General features: G+C 29.3%; 17 protein-coding genes and 1 tRNA gene. 14 read left to right on the top strand and 4 right to left on the bottom strand.

The annotated features are described in order from the left end of the window. Window positions 1-26 precede the first annotated feature (26 nt). The 11 genes from ACNQ13_RS00740 to ACNQ13_RS00690 all read left to right on the top strand — a co-directional run bounded on the left by ACNQ13_RS00740 (window position 27) and on the right by ACNQ13_RS00690 (window position 16,064). Window positions 27-1,064, top strand: a complete 1,038-nt coding sequence (locus ACNQ13_RS00740) for a heat-inducible transcriptional repressor HrcA (RefSeq protein WP_418035429.1) — start codon at window positions 27-29, stop codon at window positions 1,062-1,064. Beyond that, window positions 1,057-1,896 carry a nucleotide exchange factor GrpE gene (locus ACNQ13_RS00735; protein WP_418035428.1) on the top strand — a complete coding sequence of 280 codons (840 nt, stop codon included), beginning with the start codon at window positions 1,057-1,059 and terminating at the stop codon, window positions 1,894-1,896. Before ACNQ13_RS00740 ends, ACNQ13_RS00735 begins: the two co-directional genes overlap by 8 nt. A gap of 136 nt (window positions 1,897-2,032) precedes the next feature. After that, the gene (dnaK, locus tag ACNQ13_RS00730) at window positions 2,033-3,838 is read left to right on the top strand and encodes a molecular chaperone DnaK (protein WP_416741575.1); all 1,806 of its coding nucleotides are present in this window, start codon (window positions 2,033-2,035) and stop codon (window positions 3,836-3,838) included. A gap of 109 nt (window positions 3,839-3,947) precedes the next feature. Further along, complete coding sequence (locus ACNQ13_RS00725) at window positions 3,948-5,246, top strand: glucose-6-phosphate isomerase (protein ID WP_418035426.1); 1,299 nt, start codon at window positions 3,948-3,950, stop codon at window positions 5,244-5,246. After that, window positions 5,246-5,947, top strand: coding sequence for a pseudouridine synthase (locus ACNQ13_RS00720; protein WP_416741573.1), 702 nt, complete (start codon window positions 5,246-5,248; stop codon window positions 5,945-5,947). Before ACNQ13_RS00725 ends, ACNQ13_RS00720 begins: the two co-directional genes overlap by 1 nt. Window positions 5,948-6,038: 91 nt before the next feature. Further along, window positions 6,039-6,114: transfer RNA gene (locus ACNQ13_RS00715), tRNA-His, on the top strand. 128 nt (window positions 6,115-6,242) lie between these two features. Continuing rightward, complete coding sequence (locus ACNQ13_RS00710; RefSeq protein ID WP_418035424.1) at window positions 6,243-8,150, top strand: hypothetical protein; 1,908 nt, start codon at window positions 6,243-6,245, stop codon at window positions 8,148-8,150. A gap of 91 nt (window positions 8,151-8,241) precedes the next feature. After that, window positions 8,242-9,222 carry an aspartate--ammonia ligase gene (gene asnA / locus ACNQ13_RS00705; RefSeq protein ID WP_418024145.1) on the top strand — a complete coding sequence of 327 codons (981 nt, stop codon included), beginning with the start codon at window positions 8,242-8,244 and terminating at the stop codon, window positions 9,220-9,222. Window positions 9,223-9,313: 91 nt separating this feature from the next. After that, entirely contained in the window at window positions 9,314-10,981 is a 1,668-nt protein-coding gene (locus tag ACNQ13_RS00700) for a site-specific DNA-methyltransferase (protein ID WP_418035423.1), read from the top strand. Next, window positions 10,975-13,299, top strand: a complete 2,325-nt coding sequence (locus ACNQ13_RS00695) for a DEAD/DEAH box helicase (protein ID WP_418035422.1) — start codon at window positions 10,975-10,977, stop codon at window positions 13,297-13,299. The genes ACNQ13_RS00700 and ACNQ13_RS00695 overlap by 7 nt, the downstream gene beginning before the upstream one ends. A gap of 35 nt (window positions 13,300-13,334) precedes the next feature. Next, window positions 13,335-16,064 carry a cation-translocating P-type ATPase gene (locus ACNQ13_RS00690; protein ID WP_418035420.1) on the top strand — a complete coding sequence of 910 codons (2,730 nt, stop codon included), beginning with the start codon at window positions 13,335-13,337 and terminating at the stop codon, window positions 16,062-16,064. A gap of 32 nt (window positions 16,065-16,096) precedes the next feature. Here ACNQ13_RS00690 and ACNQ13_RS00685 read toward each other — a convergent pair whose 3' ends face one another. Both ACNQ13_RS00685 and ACNQ13_RS00680 read right to left on the bottom strand, forming a co-directional pair. Then, window positions 16,097-17,467: a dihydrolipoyl dehydrogenase family protein gene (locus tag ACNQ13_RS00685; RefSeq protein ID WP_416741565.1), complete on the bottom strand. Its 1,371-nt coding sequence runs from the start codon at window positions 17,465-17,467 to the stop codon at window positions 16,097-16,099. Window position 17,468: 1 nt separating this feature from the next. Then, a complete protein-coding gene (locus ACNQ13_RS00680; protein WP_416741564.1) occupies window positions 17,469-17,927 on the bottom strand; it encodes an Rrf2 family transcriptional regulator in 459 nt (152 codons plus the stop codon). A 197-nt stretch (window positions 17,928-18,124) separates the two neighbouring features. Here ACNQ13_RS00680 and rpmG point away from each other — a divergent pair, with 197 nt between their 5' ends. The 3 genes from rpmG to nusG are packed head-to-tail and all read left to right on the top strand — an operon-like array spanning window position 18,125 to window position 19,179. After that, window positions 18,125-18,274: a 50S ribosomal protein L33 gene (gene rpmG / locus ACNQ13_RS00675; protein ID WP_416738397.1), complete on the top strand. Its 150-nt coding sequence runs from the start codon at window positions 18,125-18,127 to the stop codon at window positions 18,272-18,274. Next, a complete protein-coding gene (secE, locus tag ACNQ13_RS00670) occupies window positions 18,274-18,561 on the top strand; it encodes a preprotein translocase subunit SecE (protein ID WP_418035419.1) in 288 nt (95 codons plus the stop codon). Before rpmG ends, secE begins: the two co-directional genes overlap by 1 nt. Window positions 18,562-18,570: 9 nt before the next feature. Further along, window positions 18,571-19,179 (top strand): transcription termination/antitermination protein NusG, encoded by a 609-nt coding sequence (nusG, locus tag ACNQ13_RS00665; protein WP_416741562.1) that lies wholly within the window; start codon window positions 18,571-18,573, stop codon window positions 19,177-19,179. 58 nt (window positions 19,180-19,237) lie between these two features. On the opposite strand, the gene ACNQ13_RS00660 is transcribed toward nusG, so the two are convergent. Further along, window positions 19,238-20,239, bottom strand: a complete 1,002-nt coding sequence (locus tag ACNQ13_RS00660; RefSeq protein ID WP_418018711.1) for a hypothetical protein — start codon at window positions 20,237-20,239, stop codon at window positions 19,238-19,240. Continuing rightward, window positions 20,229-20,975: a triose-phosphate isomerase gene (tpiA, locus tag ACNQ13_RS00655; RefSeq protein WP_416741560.1), complete on the bottom strand. Its 747-nt coding sequence runs from the start codon at window positions 20,973-20,975 to the stop codon at window positions 20,229-20,231. Before tpiA ends, ACNQ13_RS00660 begins: the two co-directional genes overlap by 11 nt. Window position 20,976 lies beyond the last annotated feature (1 nt).

The following is a 20,976-nucleotide window of genomic DNA, read 5'->3' as shown; positions in this document are numbered from 1 at the left end:
ATAAAATATTGTGGTAAAATAGTTCTATGAAAACAGGAAATAAATTAAGTGAAAAGTATGAACCAGTGCTTAAATACACAGTCCAAGCTTATATAGAAACAGGTGAACCAGTTTCATCATCATATTTATTAAGTAAGTATGCTCCAATTCATCCAGAGATTAATTTTTCAAGTGCTAAAATGCGTTATATGATGAATGATTTAGAGGAATTTGGTTTTCTTAAAAAAGAAGCGCATACCAGTGGAAGAATACCTACTATTGAAGGATTAAACTATTACGCAAAACATTTAAGTGCTTTAACAACAACTCGTTTTGAAGATAAACTTGATGCTATACTAGCAAATAAAAATGTTGCAATTGACCAGACAGTGGATCAAGCTGCCCAAATTATTTCAGATATGACTGGATTAACTATGATAACAACTGAGTCAAATGTGCATGATATGGAACTTAAAAGTATTGATTTAGTAGCACTTAGTGATACTAAAGCAACAATTGTAATGGTTATTTCTTCAGGTGAAGTATTTTCAAAAATTCTTAATATCAGTGATAAAGACTTCAAAATGAATGATGTTAGAATTGCAATTAAGATTTTTAAAGAAAGATTGATTAATACACCACTGCAAGAAATACCAATGCGTTTAGAATTGCTCAAAGATGTGCTTGCTGAATCAGTTAAGAAGTATCAAGAATTAATTAATTCATTTGTTGAAGACGTCTTCCATAATATTGGAATTCGAACAAAATCAAGAAACAATATCTATGGTAAAAATAACATCATACTTAGCCCTAAAATTGATAGAGAAAACTTAAATAAGATGATCGAACTTATTGAAAACCACTCAGTTTGAGAAAGCATTGAAAGTGAACTTGAAGAAAATGAAAAAATCAAGATCATGATTGATGATTCTGGTGCATATATGTCTAAGAAAATTGAATCAGGTGATAAGATCACTGAAATTTCAGTAGTTGGAGCAACTACATCAAACTATGATATGATGCGTTCAGCTATCAAAATTTTAGACAATTACTTAAATAGAAAGAAGGAAGATAAAAATGAATAATACAAAACTAAATGTTGGTGATATAGTTAAAGGTAACTTTACATTGTTTATTAATGATGAAATCATTGCAGAATACACTAAACAATGTAGCATTGAGTTAGGAAAAGAACAATATCTTCCTAACTTTGATGAATATTTAATTAATCGTAAAGTAAAACCTAGTTTAGAAGTTAAATTAAGTTTTGCTAAAAATTATCCTATAGAAGCTTTAGCAGGTAAGAATGCTAAAGTAATTATTGAAGAAGTGCAAGTTACTTACAGTCATCATAAAAGAAATGAAGCTATAAATAGCAAAGAAGTGGAAAATTTAAAAGCTGAAATTGACACTTTAAAAGCAAAACTAGCCGAAAAAGAACATAAGATCTTGCTTGATGAATACATGTATAAGGAAAAACTTGAAACCTTACAAACTAAAGCAAAGGAAAAACTTGAAGCTGAACAAGCTCATTTGCATTCAAAAATGAAACATGAAAAAGCAGAAATTAAAAAATATGCTTTACAAGGTTTCTTAGAAGATTTTATTGAACCTTTTAACAACTTTTTAGCTGCAACTAATGCTGGAGCAAATTCAGATAATGCAGTTGTTAAAAACTATTGTTATGGATTTAGTATTGTAGCTAAACAATTTACTAACTTACTAGAACAACACGGTGCTTTCATTATCCAACCTGAAATTGGGAGTGAATTTAATCCAGAGCAAGAAGAAGTTTTGGATTTTGTAGCTGATGAAACAAAAGCTAATAATACCATTGTTCGTGTAGTGCGTCTAGGTCTTTCAATTGATGATCGACTTGTGAAACCTGCTGGTGTAATAGTAGTAAAAAATAGCTAAAAAAATAATTAAAAAAAATTAGCAAATAAGTATTGTGTTTGCTAAAATGGTGGTATAATATTATCAGTTCAAGGGGATGAAATAAAGAAAATCTACCTAAACTTAAATAATTAATTTTATTTTAGGAGGCTATATTATGGCAAAAGAAATAGTATTAGGAATTGACTTAGGAACAACAAACTCTGTTGTTACAGTTATGGAAAATAAACAACCAGTTGTGTTAGAAAACCCAAATGGTAAAAGAACAACTCCATCAGTAGTTGCTTTCAAAGGAAACGAAATTATTGTTGGGGATGCTGCTAAAAGACAAGTTGAAACAAACCCAAACACAGTTGTATCAATTAAAAGATTAATGGGAACAGATAAAACTGTACATGTAAATGGAAAAGACTACAAACCAGAAGAAATTTCAGCAATGATTCTTTCATACATGAAAGATTATGCTGAAGCAAAACTTGGTAAAAAAGTTTCAAAGGCAGTTATTACTGTACCAGCTTACTTTGACAATGCTCAACGTGAAGCTACAAAAATTGCAGGTAAAATTGCTGGACTTGATGTATTAAGAATTATTAACGAACCTACTGCTGCTGCATTAGCATTCGGACTTGAAAAAACTAACAAATCAATGAAAGTGTTAGTATATGACCTTGGTGGTGGTACATTTGACGTTTCAGTTCTAGAACTTGAAAATGGAACATTCGAAGTACTTTCAACTAGTGGTGATAACCACCTTGGAGGGGATGATTGAGATCACGAAATCGTTGAATGATTAATCAAGAAAATTAAAGATGAACACTCATATGATGTAAGAAACGATAAAATGGCTATGGCTAGATTAAAAGAAGCTGCTGAAAAAGCTAAAATTGATCTTTCAAACCAATCAACAGCTACAATTAACCTTCCATTCTTAGCTGTTACAGCTGCTGGACCATTAAACGTTGAATTAGAATTAAAACGTAGTGAATTTGAAGCAATGAGTTCACACTTACTTGACAGAACAAGAAAACCTATTGAAGATGCTTTAAGAGAAGCTGGAATTACAGCTAAAGATCTTGATGAAGTATTACTTGTTGGTGGATCAACAAGAATGCCAGCTGTACAAGAAATGGTACGTTTAACATTAGGAAAAGAACCTAACAGATCAATTAACCCTGATGAAGTTGTATCAATTGGTGCTGCTATTCAAGGTGCTGTATTAGCTGGAGATATTAATGATATCTTACTTCTTGATGTTACACCTTTAACACTTGGAATTGAAACACTTGGAGGAATTTCTACTCCTTTAATCCCAAGAAACACAACAATCCCTGTAACAAAATCACAAATCTTCTCAACTGCTGCAGATAACCAAACTGAAGTTACAATTAGAGTTGTGCAAGGTGAAAGAGAAATGGCAAATGACAACAAGTTGCTTGGACAATTCAATTTAACAGGAATTGAACCTGCTCCTAGAGGAATTCCTCAAATCGAAGTAAGTTTCTCAATTGATGTTAACGGAATTACTACAGTAACTGCTAAAGATGTTAAAACAAACAAAGAACAATCAATTACAATTCAAAACTCATCTAAACTTTCAGAAGCTGAAATCGAAAAAATGATCAAAGAAGCTGAATTAAACAAAGAAGCTGATAAGAAACGTAAAGAAGAAGCTGAAACAATTGTTAGAGCTGAATCTCTAATTGACCAAATTAAGAAAGCTAATGCTGAACAAGGTGACAAGATGGACCCTAAAGCAAAAGAAGAATCAGATAAACTTGTTAAAGAATTAGAAGACTTAATTGCTAAAAAAGACATTGAAGCTTTAAAAGTAAAATTAGACCAAGTGGAAGAAGTAATTAAGAACTTTGCTAATGCTGCTGCTCAACAAAACGCAAATGCAAGTGCAAATGCTAACACACAAGCTAACTCAGATGAAGATGTTGCTGAAGTGGTAGAAGAATAATACATTCAATAATTTGAGATATACCTTCGGGTATATCTTTTTTATAAATTTACTTTATTTAATTGCTTCTAAAAATATATTGATAAAATTTAAGTTAATAGGAGTATATATGAATTTATCAGCCTTAAATGTTGAAATAAAGAACTTAGCTAGTGCTAAAAAAGATAAAAAGTTTATCCATAATTTAAATAAAATGGAAGGGATTTTTGACTTACTAAAAGGGCAAGATCCTGAATATGAATTTGACTTTTTAACTTATGCATGCAAGTATTGAGATGAACATAAAATGGAATTTTCTTCTGCTGTATCCTTTTTAAAAAGCAATGGAATTAATAAGATGGTTATTATAGCTGATGGAGAATCTTATATTTTAACCAAAGCCTTATATGATGTTTTTTATAATCAATATAGCAATCTAAAACCAGATATTGAATTAATTTTTACACAAGGTAATATTAATCCAGAAGAATTAGTAGCTTCCTTATATCAACTTAAGGATGAAATCTTTGCAATTAACTATATTTCTAAATCAGGAATTTCACTTGAAAGTGCCATTGCCTTTCGTGAATATCGTAAAATGCTAACTGATAATTTAAAAGCTCAAGGACTTGATCCAATTATGCTTATTGATTTAATTTATATAACTACTGATATTCATGAAAATGTACTCAACAAAATGGCTGGATTAAATAAGTACACTTTATTTAATATGCAAGCTCCTTTACCATGTCGCTACAGTGGATTATTTGAAGCTACCTGTATTTTTCCACTACTAGCTAGTGGAATAAATATGCAAGAAGCTTTTAATGCTTATATTGCAACCTTTAAAGATATTGTTAATAATCAAAATATTGAACATAATGTGGCTTTAGTTCTAGCTAGCTATATTCACTATATTTCACGAGCTTTAAAACACAATGTGAATTACTTACTGGTAAACGATCCTAGCTTAATGGCAATGGGAAAATACTTAAGTTTACTAACTAATACTTCATTAAACCAAAACCAAAAAGGCCTAGTGGCTTTTGAACAATTATTTGATTATAGTGCATTTGAAAATTTTAACTCCTTAAATAATAATTTTATTTTTACTACCTTTATTTCACGGAGTAAAGATCTCAATCAAGATGTTTTAGATATCAATATGCAACAATATGATGTGCTTAATTTTTTAGGTAATAAAGAGCAAATTAAGGCTTTAAATAACAAGGATAAAATTCATAGCATTCAAAATGACTTTGATATTAAACTTGAATTAAATGACTATTCTGAAGTTGCACTTGCTAGCTTAATTGCATTAATGCAAATTGTAACAATTGCTATTGCCTACTTATATGATATTGACCCATTTTCACAACCAGGAGTAGAAGTGTATAAGCGTAATTTATACAACTTACTAATTAAATAATGCAAAGTAAAATAAGATTAGATAAATTTTTAGCCCAATGTCTAGGACTAAGTAGATCACAAGCTTCCAAAGTGCTTAAAAGTAAACTAGTAACTCTAAATGGTGAAACTATTACTCATAATATGGACATTAATCCTAACGATATAGTATCGTATCAAGGACAAGAATTAAGTCTTGGCCCTAAGTATCATTATTATGCTTTAAATAAACCTGCAGGGTATATTTGTGCTAATTATGATAACAAGCATCAAACAGTTTTTGACATATTAGATAGCAATATAAATCAAATTAAGGATATACATACTGTAGGAAGATTGGACAAAGACACTACAGGTTTACTTCTAATTACTAATGATGGAGAGTTAACTCATCAATTGCTTGCACCCAAAAAACATGTCAATAAAACTTATTATGTAACTTTAAAAGATCCATGCCCAATTGACTTAGTGCAAGTTTTTGCTTCTGGCTTTGAATTAGGACAGGGTGAAAAAGTAAAACCAGCTAAATTAGAAATTATTAATCCAACTTTTGTGCATTTAACTATTAGTGAAGGTAAATATCATCAAGTGAAAAGAATGTTTGCAAAATTTGGAAATGAAGTAGTAATGTTACATCGTCAATGCTTTGGCACCTTATCATTAGATAATTTAGACCTAGCTCCAGGAGAATACAAAGAGCTTAAACGAGAAGAAATTAAATAGTGCATTAAATTAATAACTTATAGCCCTTAAAAATAGGCAAAAAAACCATTTGGAAAATTACTTCTTTTAGTTATAATATATGTGCTAATTGGCGAATGTGGTGAAGTGGCTAACACAGCGGGTTGTGGTCCCGTCATTCGCGGGTTCGAATCCCGTCATTCGCCCCATATGTTAAAAGACTGTCTAAAACAGTCTTTTTTCTTTACTAATAAAAAATATATATTGCTATAAAGTAATAAATGATATAGTACAATTATACTTATAAAAAGAATAAACTTAGATTTAAGGAGTGTTAATGAAAAAAATTTTTAATTTTATCTTAGTGAGTTGTGTACCAACAATATTGAGCTCTACCATAATAGCTTGTAATAATACAGAATCTTCAACTCCTGAAGATAAACAAATGAAATTATTAATTGATAAAATACAATTGCTTGAAAAGGTTGAGCCTAACCAATATCAAAAATACAGTAAAGTTATAAAAGAAATGACAAAAAATAATAATAAAACATTACAAGAAATTTCTACATATATTTTTGAGGTTGAAGAAATAATAAATCAACATCAAAACCTAACAAGTAGCATTACTGATAAAGTCAATTTAATTAATAAAATGATTAACAACATAAATGCTAAACCCATATTAGCTCATGAATTATTAGGATATGTTGACCAAGCTAATAAATTGATTTCATCCATAACTAAACTTAATATTTCTCAAACTAGTATTGAAATATTAAAAAATAAATTATTATCATTAAATTTAAAAATTGAAGAACTAGATAAACAACAACAGACAGCTGATATTTTGATTAATGAAAACTTAAATAAATTAAATAGTGAAATAGATGTAGTGCAAGCTCAGCTGGTGGCTCTAAATAAAACACGACCTCAAGAGGCAAAAATCTTGCAAAGTAAATTACAAAACAATGTATTACATTTTAAGAATAGTTTAAATTCAATCCAAAAAATTAAAGAATTATTAAACACGGTTAAAGACTTGGAAAATCAAATTCAAGTTACAAGCATGACACCTGAGGAATTAAAAAATTTAGAGTTTAATACTTTTTCTAATTTAAAAAAACTAGCTTTAGAATTAATAACTAAAATTGACTTATATGATGTTGATTCAAGTAACAAATATTCTGCTCAAATAAACCAAATAGCTGATAATTTATCTAGCTTAGGAATAGAGGAAATAAAAGAAAGAATTGAACAATTAAAACAATTAATGCAAGAGTGCAATGAATATCTTTCGATACGAAGTGTTGCGGTTAAGCAAATTGAAAGTATTTTAAATAATGCAAGAACTAATTTATTAACTTCATTAAATAAAGATATATATAAAAATGGTGAAAATAATCTTTATTCTGAACTAATAGAGTACTTAGATGGTGTAAATAATTTAAATATTCCAAATAATGAGCTTATTAAGTTACAAAAAGAAATAAGCGCTCAAATTGAAAAAGTTAAAATAGCCAAAGAAAAAATTGACCAAGAACAATTGAATAAAAAGAAACAACTAAATACATTAAGAATAATGGTAGATAATCAAATTGAAAGCATTAGCAGAAACTTAAATAAGATTCAAAAATATGATAATGACTATGCTATTGGAATAAAAGGTGAAATAAATAATTTAAAGGACCAATCAACAAATGTTATTTCAATTATTGAAATGAATGAATTGGTTAATAGGCTTACTGAAATAGAACAAGAAATCAAACAAAATTTAAAAGATCGTAATGATTTAATTAATACATTATCTGTTCAAGGCAAAAAGGAAATTAATAATTATGCTAATAAAATTAATCAACCTTTATTTTCAAGTGGAAGTCATAATTTACTAGTTAGATTTAATGAAATTGAAAAAATTTTATCTCAAAATTTTAATAATAAGACTTTGGGACAATTAAGAACAATACAAACTCAATATAGTGAAATGTTTGAAGATTTTAAAAGATCTTATAAAGAAATATTACAAGAGGCTGAAAATATTAAAACAATAGCATTAGATTTAAAAGAAAAACTTAATAAAAAGTCAGCTAATAATTTAAACAGTAAAGAAAAAGAAATAATGCAATTTATTAATAATTTACCTTTAGATCATATTGAATTTTTATCAGGAAATAGTTTAATTAGTACACTGCAAAAAGTTCAGGAATATCAAGCACAACTTGAGGAAACTAATATTGAGAAATAATATTATTCAGACATTTAATCAAATATTTTCAATAAGCTTTGAGTATAAAGTTTATAATTATTTGTAACTATATATTAGGAGAAATAAAAAAATGTACCATTCAAAATTAAATGTTAGACAAACTCAAAGCGCTATTCAGGACTTAAAATTATACTTTCAAGAACAATTAAAAGTCCACCTAAACCTTACAAGGGCAACAGCCCCACTGTTTGTATCTAAATCTTCCGGATTAAATGATGGGCTTAATGGTGAAGAACCTGTATGATTCTTGCCTAAAGATAAAGATGAAAGGTTGGAAGTAGTGCACTCACTTGCAAAATGAAAAAGAGATGCGTTAAAACAATATAACTTCTTACCTTATGAAGGTTTATATACTGATATGAATGCAATTAGAAAAGAAGAAGATCTTGACTTATTACACTCATATTATGTTGACCAATGAGACTGAGAGCTAGTGATTTTACCTCAAGATCGTAATTTAGAATACTTAAAGAAAACAGTTAAATTAATTTATGATTCTTTAAAAGTAACTAAAAAACTTTTAAAACTTAAATACTATCAACTTGAGGATGAAATGCCTGAAGAAGTTTTCTTTATTTCAGCTCAAGAATTAGAAAACTTATATCCAAACCTTGATATTAAAGAAAGAGAAAATGCAATTGCAAAAGAACATGGTGCTGTCTTTATTTATGGAATTGGATATCCAATGGAATCAGGATTAATTCATTCAGCTAGAGCATTTGATTATGATGATTGAAAATTAAATGGAGATTTAATTGTTTATTCAAATGTTATTAATCAAGCTATTGAACTTTCTTCAATGGGAATTAGAGTTAATGATCAATCTTTAGTTGAACAAAGTGGATTAAGCAAGGAAGATGTTAGAAAGCTTTCTCCTTACCACCAACATGTTATTGATCATAAACTTCCCTTAACTATTGGTGGAGGAATTGGACAAAGTCGTGTTTCAATGTACTTACTTGAAAAAGCTCACATTGGTGAAGTTCAAGCTTCATTCTGGCCTGAAGAATATCGTGAAGAAATGCGTGTCAAAGGAATTGAATTATTATAATGATTGCCTAGTGTAATAACTAGGCTTTTTTGACTCATTAAAGAAATAATTTAATAAAATTAAATTATAAATTTATGCTGTGAGGTAAGTTATGAATAATGAAAAGAAACAAATTATTTTAAATTGATTAAAACAACAAGAAGAAACTGATTCATTAACACAAGAGCAACGTGATATTTTTGCTCTCATTAGAGAATCATTACATACAAAAAAATACGGGCTCGTTTTTGAAGAAAAAGAAGAAGATATTGTTAAAGAAACTAATGATTCAATATTAACTTTAAAACAAAAAGATTTAATCATTGCAAATAATAATGCAAAGGAATTAAATTATCTGCTTGAGGGAGATAATTATCAAGCGCTAAAATTGCTTCAAAAAACGCACAGAAATAGAATTGATGTAATTTATATTGATCCTCCTTACAATACTGGTAATAAGGATTTTATTTATAATGATGCGTATGTTGATTCGGAGGACACTTTTAGACACTCAAAATGATTATCTTTTATGAAGAAAAGGTTAGAACTAGCGAAGACTTTACTAACTGAAAATGGTGTAATTTTTATAAGCATAGATGATAATGAATATGCACAATTAAAATTATTATGTGATGATATTTTTAACGAAAATAATTTTATAGAAAACTTTTTATGAAATAAAGCTGCTGGGGGATCATCACTTTCAAAATTTGTCAGAAGAGATTATGAGTATGTCCTTGCGTATTCAAATAATAAAAATAAGATTAATGGTAAGTTGATGGGGGCTATAACAAGTGAAATGGGTGATAGTTCTCTAATCAATAAGCCCAATAAATATTCAAAATTATTCTTTCCTAAAGGTACCATTAAGTTTGTTAATCATTCAAAAGGCTCTATTAAGCCTTTCAAGGATGATTTCTTTGAACTAGAAGATGAAATTGTTATAAATAACAATTACAATTCAAATGGAGTATCTATATGAGCACGCTGAAAATGAACTCAAAGCAAACTAGAAACAGAATTAAATAATGGAACCATAATTATTTCCAAAACTGAATTACTTAGGTTAAGATACATTAAAGAGAAAAAGAATGAGGTAGCAATTCCTAAAAAGTCTATAACAATAAGTGACAATGTTGGATATACACTTACAGCAACAATGGAACTAAAAAAAATATTAGATGATAACTCTGAGTTTTCATATCCTAAGCCAGTTAGTTTAATTGTTTACTTACTTAATATGGTTGCATATGACAAAAAAGAGTCAATTATTCTTGATTTCTTTGCTGGATCAGGTACAACAGGACATGCTGTTGCTAAGCTAAATGCCGAAGATGGTGGAAATAGAACCTATATTTTATGTACAAATAATGAAAATAACATATGTGAAAATGTTACTTTTAAAAGATTAAGTAATATTCAAGATGAATTACCTCACAACTTGATATATCAACAAATCGAAACAATTAATAAGGATGAGTTTATTGTTTCAAATTACGACCAAAGATATTTAGATCAACTAGAAGGATCTTCAAAGCAACTATCACAGTTAGAATTAGGAAAATTAATTGATAATAAAGAAATTTTCTTTATAACTAGCCAAGATGAATTAGAAAATGCTAATAAAGATGATTTATTAAATGCTACTGTGATCTTTATGAATGAAAACAAAGTTGACCCATATAAATCTAAGGTCTATGATCATATTAAAAACAAAATCATTATTATTCCAGATAATTACTATGAAAAAGAATTGAAAGAGACTGACTACTTATGATAAATATAAAATGAAAAAGATTTCAAGAAAAAACAATTGAAAATACAACAAATTTTGTACTTGCTAACAAAGATAAGAAATCATTAGTTATAAAATCACCTACTGGATCAGGAAAAACATTAATGATGTTACAAATGATTGCTAATGTCATAAATAATGATGTAAACAAGGAATTTATATTCCTATGACTAGCACCAGGTGCTGGATCATTAGAAGAACAATCTAAAAGAAAAATGATTAAGTTTTATCCCGAATATGACTGTGGTGATGTTCAAGACATATTAAATAATGGTTTTGTACCTGATACAACATATTTCATTAACTGAGAAAAGATTACTAAAAAAGGAAATAAAGCTATAGCTGAAGCTGAATATTATAATATTCATGATCAAGCCCTTAAGGCTAGAGATAATGGTTACAAATTTATAGTTATTGTTGATGAAGAACATGTTAACCAAACTAAAAAAGCTTTTGATTTCTTACACGATCATATTAAACCATTTAAAGAAATTAGAATATCTGCTACTGCAAAAGCAGCAAAAGGTCAAGAGTACATTGAAATAACAGATAAAGAAGTTATTGATTCTGAACTTATAACTCGCTCTATATACATAAATCCTGATGTAAATACAAAAGAAGCTTTAGAAGATTTTGAAAACGAAGCATTTATTTTGATAAAAGCTGCTGAACAAAAAAGATTAGAAATAGTTAAAGCATATGAAAGCATTGATTCTCAATATAGAATTAATCCTCTTGTTATAGTTCAAATACCAAATAAAAGTGATTCATTAATTCGTTACATGCAAGAAAATCTTTTTGATAAGATGGGAGTAAGTGTTGAAAATGGTAAATTAGCAATTTGACTTGACAATGATAAACAAAATATTGAAGGTATTGAAAAAAATAATTCAGCAGTTGAATATTTAATCTTTAAACAAGCTACAGCAACTGGTTGAGATTGCCCGAGAGCCAAAATTTTAGTTAAATTAAGAGATAACATGGCAGAAAACTTCGAAATCCAAACTATAGGAAGAATCAGAAGAATGCCATCACAAAGACATTTTGATGATGATAAAATTGATAATTGTTTCTTATATACTTTTGATGCTAAATTTAAAGATAATGTCTTAATGCAAGCAAATGGCGTTGAAGTAGCAAGAGTAAATCTTAAACCTGAATTTAATAAGTTTACATTAGTGAAAGAAGAAAGAAGTTTACGTACATCAGCACATGATGATGATCAATGAATTCACACTTCAAAGCTTATTTATAAATTTTTAAAAGAAAAGTATAAATTAACCAGAGATTTAGAAGAAAATGCTAAGAAATTAGCAGATAATGGATACATTATTGATACAAAATTCATCCATGATGATATGCGCCAAGGACAAGTTCAAGAGTTATCCGGAATGATTGATGATGTTTTAGTGCGTAAAGATGTTCGTTATCACTATAATACAGCTGCAAATCACAACGACGAAACTCATGCAATTGATAAATTGAGAAACATCCTAGGATTTGATGGTAAGCAATTAAAAAATATGCTCAATACTTTAATTAGCTCAAGAAGAGCCAATGAATATTTAGAAAGATATCAAATCATCGAAATAGGCCTAGCTAAACCACAAATCTTTTTAATTAACAATGTTAATAAATTAGCTAGTGATTTTCAAGAATTTACAACTCAAGCCAACATTGTAAATAATTACAATTTGTTTGAATCTGATGAAGATATTGTTAGAAGCAACTGATATATTCCTACAAAAGATGAAATTGTTTATGACTCTACTTCTAAGGATAAAAAAGTTTTCACTAAAAATGTTTATGAAGAATATGATGCAAGTATGGCAACAACTAAAAATAAAATTAGATCATTGCCTGAACACCTTTTTGAAATGTTTTGTCAAAGTAATAAGCACATTAAGTGATATTACAAAAATGGAGATAAAGGGAAACCTTACTTTTCTTTAATTATCAAAAAAGAAGGTTTAGAAAGACTTCAAGCTTTCTATCCAGATTATATTCTTGAAGATAGTAAAGGCACTATTTGAATTATAGAGGCTAAAGGGGGAGAAAGCTTCCAAGGTGAAAGCAAAAATATTGATCCATTTAGTGCTCAAAAATATGCCACATTAAAACGTTACGAAAAATGATATAACAATGATTGCAAAAGTAAAAAATATAACCTTAAAACTGCATTTGTTAGAGATAAAGATAATACTTTATATATAAGAACTGCTGATAATTATGAAGAGAACTTAAACGATCCAGATTGATACGATATTAAGCAATTCTTTAATATGCAAGAATTAAATAAATAATATAATTATCATGTTTTTAGAAAGGATATAAATAAATGGAGAATTTATTAAATACAGACCTGAAGTCTGGTTTAACTCAAGAAGAAGCACAAGCAAGAATTGCTTCTTTAGGAGAAAATACAATTAAAGCCAAAGAGCGTAAAAGTGTTTTCGTGATCTTTTTAGCTCAATTTAAAGACTTTATGATTATCTTGTTATTAATTGCAGCTGCCTTTTCTTTTGGGGTTACAATTTATGAACACGTGCATGGTGACTTCGAAACTAATGGACAAATTGCAATTGCATATATCGAACCATTTATCATTTTAATAGTAGTTGCCCTAAACTCTATGCTTGGTACCTATCAAGAGATAAAAAGTGATCAAGCTGTCCGGGCTTTAGCTAAAAGTAATGAACTATATGCTAAAGTTATTCGTGATGGTAAAATGGTTTCAATCCCATCTTCTCAAGTTACAGTTGGAGATTTAATTGTAATTGAAGCTGGAGATATGATTTCAGCAGATGCTAAAATTGTTGAAGCTTTTAGCTTTAGTGTGGTTGAATCAGCTATCACTGGAGAAGCTTTAGCTGTTGAAAAAAGAGTAGGTGAAATTGCTAATATTGAACAATTACCACTAGGAGATAGATATAATACTATTTTCTCAGGTACATATTGTGTTACAGGTAGAGCAATTGCCTTAGTACAAAAAATTGGAAAAGATACTGAAGTTGGTAAAATCAACTCAAGTATTCAAGAACAAGAAGTTCCAAAAACACCTTTACAAATTAAATTAGATAAGTTATCTAAAATCTTTGGAATTTCAGGGATTATCTTACTATTTGCTTCAACTATAATTCAAATTATTTTAACTGGAGCCTTTAGTGGTGAATGATCCAACCCTCAATTATATTCAAATGCCTTTATTATAGGTATTTCACTTGCTGTAGCTGCTATTCCTGAAGGATTAATTACTTTTACTACTGTGCTACTAGCTATTGGTGTTTCACGTATGACTAAGGAAAATGCTATTATTAAAGCTTTCCCAGCAGTTGAAACCCTTGGATCAACAAGTATTATTTGTTCAGATAAAACAGGTACATTAACAGAAAATAAAATGACAGTGGTTAAATTCTATGATGCTCAAGGAGTACAAGATTTAACTAAATCACAAACTTTAGGTAGCTTTGTAGCATGTACTGATGCACAAGTTACTTTAGATGAAAATGGTAATTATGTAGAAGTAGGAGATCCTACTGAAACAGCTATTTTAAGATTTGGACTTGAAAAAGGAAATTCAAAAGAAGAGTTTTATTCAAAATTTGAAAAGCTAGCAGCGTTACCTTTTGATAGTGATCGTAAAATGATGTCAGTGCTTATTAAGGCACCTAATGGACAAAAGATTTTAATTACTAAAGGGGCACCAGATGTTATCTTTGGTAAATGTGCTAAATTAGACCCTAATGTTCGTGAAATGAACGAAGAATGATCTAATGATGCAATTAGAGTTATTGCAGTAGCTTACAAAATGCTACCAGAAGATGTATCAACTATTACTCTTGCAGATGAACATGACTTTATTTTCTCAGGTTTAATTGGATTAATTGATCCACCTAGAGCAAATGTTAAAGCAAGCATTGAAGAAGCTAAACGTGCAGGTATCAAGACAGTTATGATTACTGGAGATCACTTAACTACAGCTGTAGCAATTGCACGTAGTTTAAGTATTTTTGAAGAAGGTGATAAAGCTATTGATGGTACTACACTAGCAAATATGAGTGATGAAGAATTAACTCAACAAGTACAACATATTTCAGTTTATGCTAGAGTAAATCCATCTGACAAGCTTAGAATTGTTAAAGCTTGACAAGCACATAACCAAGTGGTTGCTATGACAGGAGATGGGGTAAATGATGCTCCAGCCCTAAAAGCTAGTGATGTTGGTTGTGCTATGGGAATTACTGGAACTGATGTTTCAAAACAAGCTGCTGATGTTATCTTAACTGATGATAACTTTAACACTATTGTGCGTGCGGTTAAATCAGGTAGAGAAACATTTATACGTATTAAAACAGTTATCTTAAACTTACTAGTTTCTTCATTAACTGAAATTATTGTTATGTTAGTTGGACTATTTGCCTTTAGATTTATCTTTAAAGATGCAATTGGTGGTGAAGAATTTATTGTTCTAACTGCAGCCCAACTATTATGAATTAACTTATTAACACATGGATTACCAGCTATTGCACTTGGAATGGTGCCTAGTGATGCGGATGTAATGAACCATAAGCCAATTAATAAAAACCAAAGCATTTTTGCTGATGGACTTGGCAAACGTCTAATTATTCACAGTGTAATTCTTTCTCTTGCTGCATTGCTTTCTTACTTAATTGTAGGACTATATGCTTCTAGCCATGGTATAAATGGAAAAGATTTTGTTATGTTAACATCTTCTGCTGCCTTTATTACTTTAGGAGTTGGATCAAGTATTAACTCACTAAACTTAATGTCAAAAAATAGTATCTTTAAATGTTCTCTAGCTAAATACAAATTAGTTTACTTAGCAAGTAGCTTTAGTATGATTTGTATGCTTGGATCAGCCTTTATTCCAGGTATTAACCAATTATTTGGAAATGTTGATTTATTAAGTATTAGCTATTCATATTCAGTTGTTTATTGATTAATTCCAATTTTACTTGCATTTGTACTTACAATTTGTGTTGAAGGATACAAACTTTATCAAGCTATTGTAAGCAAAAAAGCTATGCAACCAGCAGTAAATGAATAAGAGATATAAAAAAGCACGTTTGTGCTTTTTTCTTATCCAAATATATTTAAGCTTTCAGTAAAGGTTGGATGAGTGTAAATAAAGTTAGCTAATTCATCATATTTAATTTTCTTAGCAATAGCTAATGAAATAAGGTTAATCATTTCATCAGCTTGATAATTAAATAATGTCGCTCCAATGATGTAGCCTTCACTATCTACAAGTATTTTATTTCATCCAAATGTTTCATGTATTGTTTTAGCTTTTGGAATTGATGATGTATTTAATTGTTTAACTTCATATTTGATACCTTTGGCATCAGCTTCTTTACAATTCATTCCTACACGTGCGTAGGCTGGGTCGATGAATAAACAGAATGGAATTGGTGGACGATTACCAAGGTTACGTTCATTAGTTTTATCTAATAATTGAGGTAATACAATTCTAGAGTCATCTAGTGATACATATGTGAAGAATGGACCACCCTTGCAATCACCAACAGCTCAAATGTTGTCAGCTGTAGTCTTTAAGTTTTCATCAACTTTAATTGCGCCATTTTCGGTAATAACACCAGCTTTACTTAGTCCTAAACGATCTAAGTTTGGTTCACGTCCAATTGAAACTAAAACTGCATCATACATTTCTTCGACTTCTTGGCCATCAATGATAGCTGTAACTTTTGTGCCTCTGCTGTAGTCTTTAATAGCAATAATTTCGGCATCATTTTCGAAGTTAATTCCTTGAGTTTGCATTGTTTCTTTAATACTATATGAGTCCATGTAGTCTTCTGAAGGAAGGAAATTGTGTAGTTTACTATAAACTGTTACCTTACTTCCAAAGTTATTATACATACTTGCAAATTCAAGACCAATAAAACCAGCCCCAACTACAAGTAATCTTTTTGGTAATGCAGTTAATTCTAAAATTGCATCTGAGTAAAAAATGTTTTTAGATTTAATATCTAAATCTAATCTAACAGGTTTAGAACCTGTATTAATAACAATTTTCTTTCCGCGAATTTTAATTAATTTATTTTGAGTTTCAATAAGAATTGTATGTTGATCAAGGAAACTAGCTGCTCCAACATATAAGTCAACATTTTCACTACTTATAATTTGATCATAGCTGTCATTATGCATTTTCTTAATAAATGCTCTTTTATATCTTTGCGCTGTTCTATAATATGCTTCTTTTTCTTTTCAAGTCATATTAAGATTGTGGGTTTCGGCTTGTTGTCTAATTTTAGCACTGTGAATTAGAGCTTTTGTAGGCAAGCAAGCCACATTAATACATGCTCCCCCAGCCATATCTATATCTTTTTCAATAAGAGCAACTTTTTGTTTATTAGCTGATAATTTTGTTGCAAGAGTTTTTCCTGCTTTTCCTCAACCAATAATAATTACATCATATTCAATATCTAACATATTAAGCCTCCCTAGATAAGACATCTTCTTTAATATCTTCTAGTGTTTTGTTTTTTAAATTTTCGTATATAACATTATTTAATGAGTTTATTAAATCCTGTTCTACTGCTTCTATATTTCGTGAGATCACGCATTCAGAATCCTTGAGACCACTCGCCCAAGTTCTATTTAGTAACTTTAGGTCTAAAACATCAAGCAAGTCGCTACATTTGATGTCTTTTAGCCCTACATTCAAGGCATACCCTCCTTTACGACCTCGACTCTTTTTAATCCAATTGTTGTCATCCATTGCTTGCAATATTAATCTGACTTTAACAGGATTAATGTTAGCATTTTTAGCAATTTCAGAGCTACTCATAGCAGTATTCTTGTGCCCTAAAATTGTTAAAATGTGTAATAGACTAATAAAGTCACTGAATCCATATTTCAGTTCAGTCTTTTTATATGTTACATTAACCATTACATATTAATTCTAGTACAAAAAAATAATATTTCAAGTGAATTTTTCAATTGTTTAGGCCTATTTTTTAGGATTAGAAAAATGAAAAAATTTCTACATTTTAAACAAAAATGGCTAGTTTGTGCAAAATAGGATAAAACTTATAAAGTTTTATATTAAAAACAAGCAATTTTTGCAACTTATGATAAAATAAACATATGAAAAATAATAAAGTATCACTAGCTTGCGAATTGTGTCGTAAAAAGAATTATGTCACAGTTAAAAGTGCAGGTAATCCAGAGAGAATTGCAATTAAAAAATTCTGTCCACGCTGTAAAGTACACTCGCTACATAAAGAGGAAGTATAATGAGTTTAGAAAATGAAACACAAGTTGAAACATCAGAAGTGACTGATACTAGTGTAGTAGTTGAAGAAAAGAAACCATCTTTAAAAGAAAGATGAAAAAATCGCAAAAAAAGATATTTCTTACGTAAGATTGTCAAAGACATTAAACGTGTTAGATGATCTTCACCAAAAGAAAATTGAAAAAATTTAGCTAAGATAATAATCTTTACAGTAATATTTGCTTTATTTGTGTATGGTGTAACAATCGGATTTACATCATTATGATCTGCAATCGGTGCAGCAAAATAAGGAGACAAGATGAATACAAATTTTAAATGATATATGATTTCTACTATTCGTGGAAAAGAAGAACAAGTTCTAGAAGCATTAAAAAACAGAATTGTGGCTGAAAATGTTGCTGATTCATTCAATCAAGAAGCTACAGAATTTGGTGCTTTCAAAATGTACTCAAAACCAACATTAACACCTAAAGAAATGGAAAAGAAACGTATTGGAGAACCTTACAAGATTAAATATGTAAATATGTATCCAGGTTACATCTTTGCTAACATGGATATGACTGATGAAGCTTGATACGTTATCCGTAACACTCAATATGTTACAGGGATTATTGGATCATCAGGAAAAGGAGCTAAACCAACTCCAGTTTCAGCTAGTGAAATTAGAAAAATGATTAAAGCTGAAGCTGAATACTTAAAATTATTTAATGAAGGTAAAAACTTACTTGGACTTAAGTTAGGTGATCTTGTTGAAATAATTAATGGACCATATAAAGGTGAAATTGGACCTATTGCTTTACTTGATGTTGATAAAGATATTGCTGTTGTAGAACTTGAATCATTTGGTAAGAAAATTGTAGTGGAATTCCCTCTTGAATTATTAAAACCTAGTGAAACATACCTATAATAATTAATATGTGCCTTGTGCACATTTTTTTATAAAAAAATACTGGCAAGCCAGTAATTTAAAATTCTTTACGTTCTTTTTTGAAATGTTCAATTTTATCATTAGTTGCTTCAATTTTTAATTCAGCTCACATGATAGCTTCTTCAAGAGAAGCTACATTTTCAGGGAGATTTTTAATAAATTTTAGCAGCAAGTTACATTCATGAATTTTATCATTTGCATATTTTTCAAGTGCAAGTAATGAATCATCATCTTGAGTTTTTTCATACTTTTTAGCATACTTAGCAAAATTATTTAACAGTTTCTTTTGATGAGACAGAGCTGAAGTAGTTTTATTAATGTTAGAATCAATTGTATCGAGATGATTTGAACGTTGCAATATGATATCTTGATTACGATAACAATAATCTAATTTTAATACATCATCCTTATTATAATTAACAATATCAGTATCAATAATTTGTAAGTCTTGTAAAGTTAAGTTTAGTTTATTAGTTGACTTTTTAGTCTTATTAAATAATTGAAAACGAATAAAACCTAAAAAGCTTGCAGCAAAGCCTGGATCATCAAAGATGCTGGCATCTATTTCAGGTTGTTTGGCTTCAAATAGGGCTCTAGTAGCAATAAAATAATCATCCTTATGTAAGTGAGGGACAACAATTTTAAGTGATAATAAACGCTTACCATTGTATTTTGAAGCGTTAAAACAATTAATCCCAAATAGCTTATTTAAAATGATATTTTCCATTTGAGGGTTTCAACCGTAAAATTCAACTTTTTCAGCTAAATTAGCAGCAGAAATTTCTTCTTTAGCTAAAATAGATAAATCATTTAGTAGATTAGTTTTAAGCTTATTTAAATAAGTACGATAGTTAAAATTCTTAAATGACATCATTGAGGTTTTGGTCATAAAACCTTTATTTAAATTGTTTTCACGATACATACCAATCGTATAACAATAAGGTAAAAATTGAATATTTAAGTTACCAGGTAGGCGTTTTAAAAAGTTATTGGTAATCGCTTCAAAATCGATAAAGACTTTTATTTTATTATTTTTCATTATGCGCCACTTCCATTAGTATGTCAAAAAATTGCTTAACATTTAATGAAGCCTTGCCAATTAAGAATCCATCGATATCATCTTTGTTAATTAGTTTAGTTACATTAGTTTCAGTTACACTTCCTCCGTATAAAATGTGACAGTTTTGGCCCACTAAAGAACGGATATATTCAGAAATTTCTTGAGCTTGACATGATGAAGCACATTTACCTGTTCCTGTAGCTCAAACTGGCTCATAAGCAATAACAAATTTATCATACGGTAAATTAGCAATTGATTCCAAAACTTGTTGCTTGATTATACTTTTAGTTTGGCCACTTTCAAAATCTTGTAAGTTTTCACCAACGCAAATTATTGGGATAATACCATTAGCTATAAGTTGCTTAGCTTTTGCATTAATGAGAGCATTATCTTCCTTGTGGTGTGCTCTGCGTTCATTGTGCCCTATGATAGCATATGAAACGTTTAAATCCTTAAGCATAGCTGCGCTAACATCACCTGTATAAGATCCTTCTTGGTGGCTTGAGACATCTTGAGCAACTAAGACAAAATTATCTATTTTAAGATTTCTAAAGGCAGGCAAACATGTGTAGGGAGCTGCAATTCCAAAACTAACTTTATTATTAAAAACAGAAGCGTTTTGTTGATAAAGATCCTTAATTTTAGCGATATACATTTCTGCTTCTGTATATGTTAAATTCATTTTTCAGTTACCAATTATTAAAATTTTATTCATT

The sequence above is a fragment of the Mycoplasma milvi genome, assembly GCF_048284715.1.
Lineage (GTDB): Bacteria > Bacillota_I > Bacilli_A > Mycoplasmatales > Metamycoplasmataceae > Mycoplasmopsis.
The sequence above is the reverse complement of the archived record's forward strand: the minus strand, read 5'-3'. Positions and strand labels throughout refer to the sequence as shown.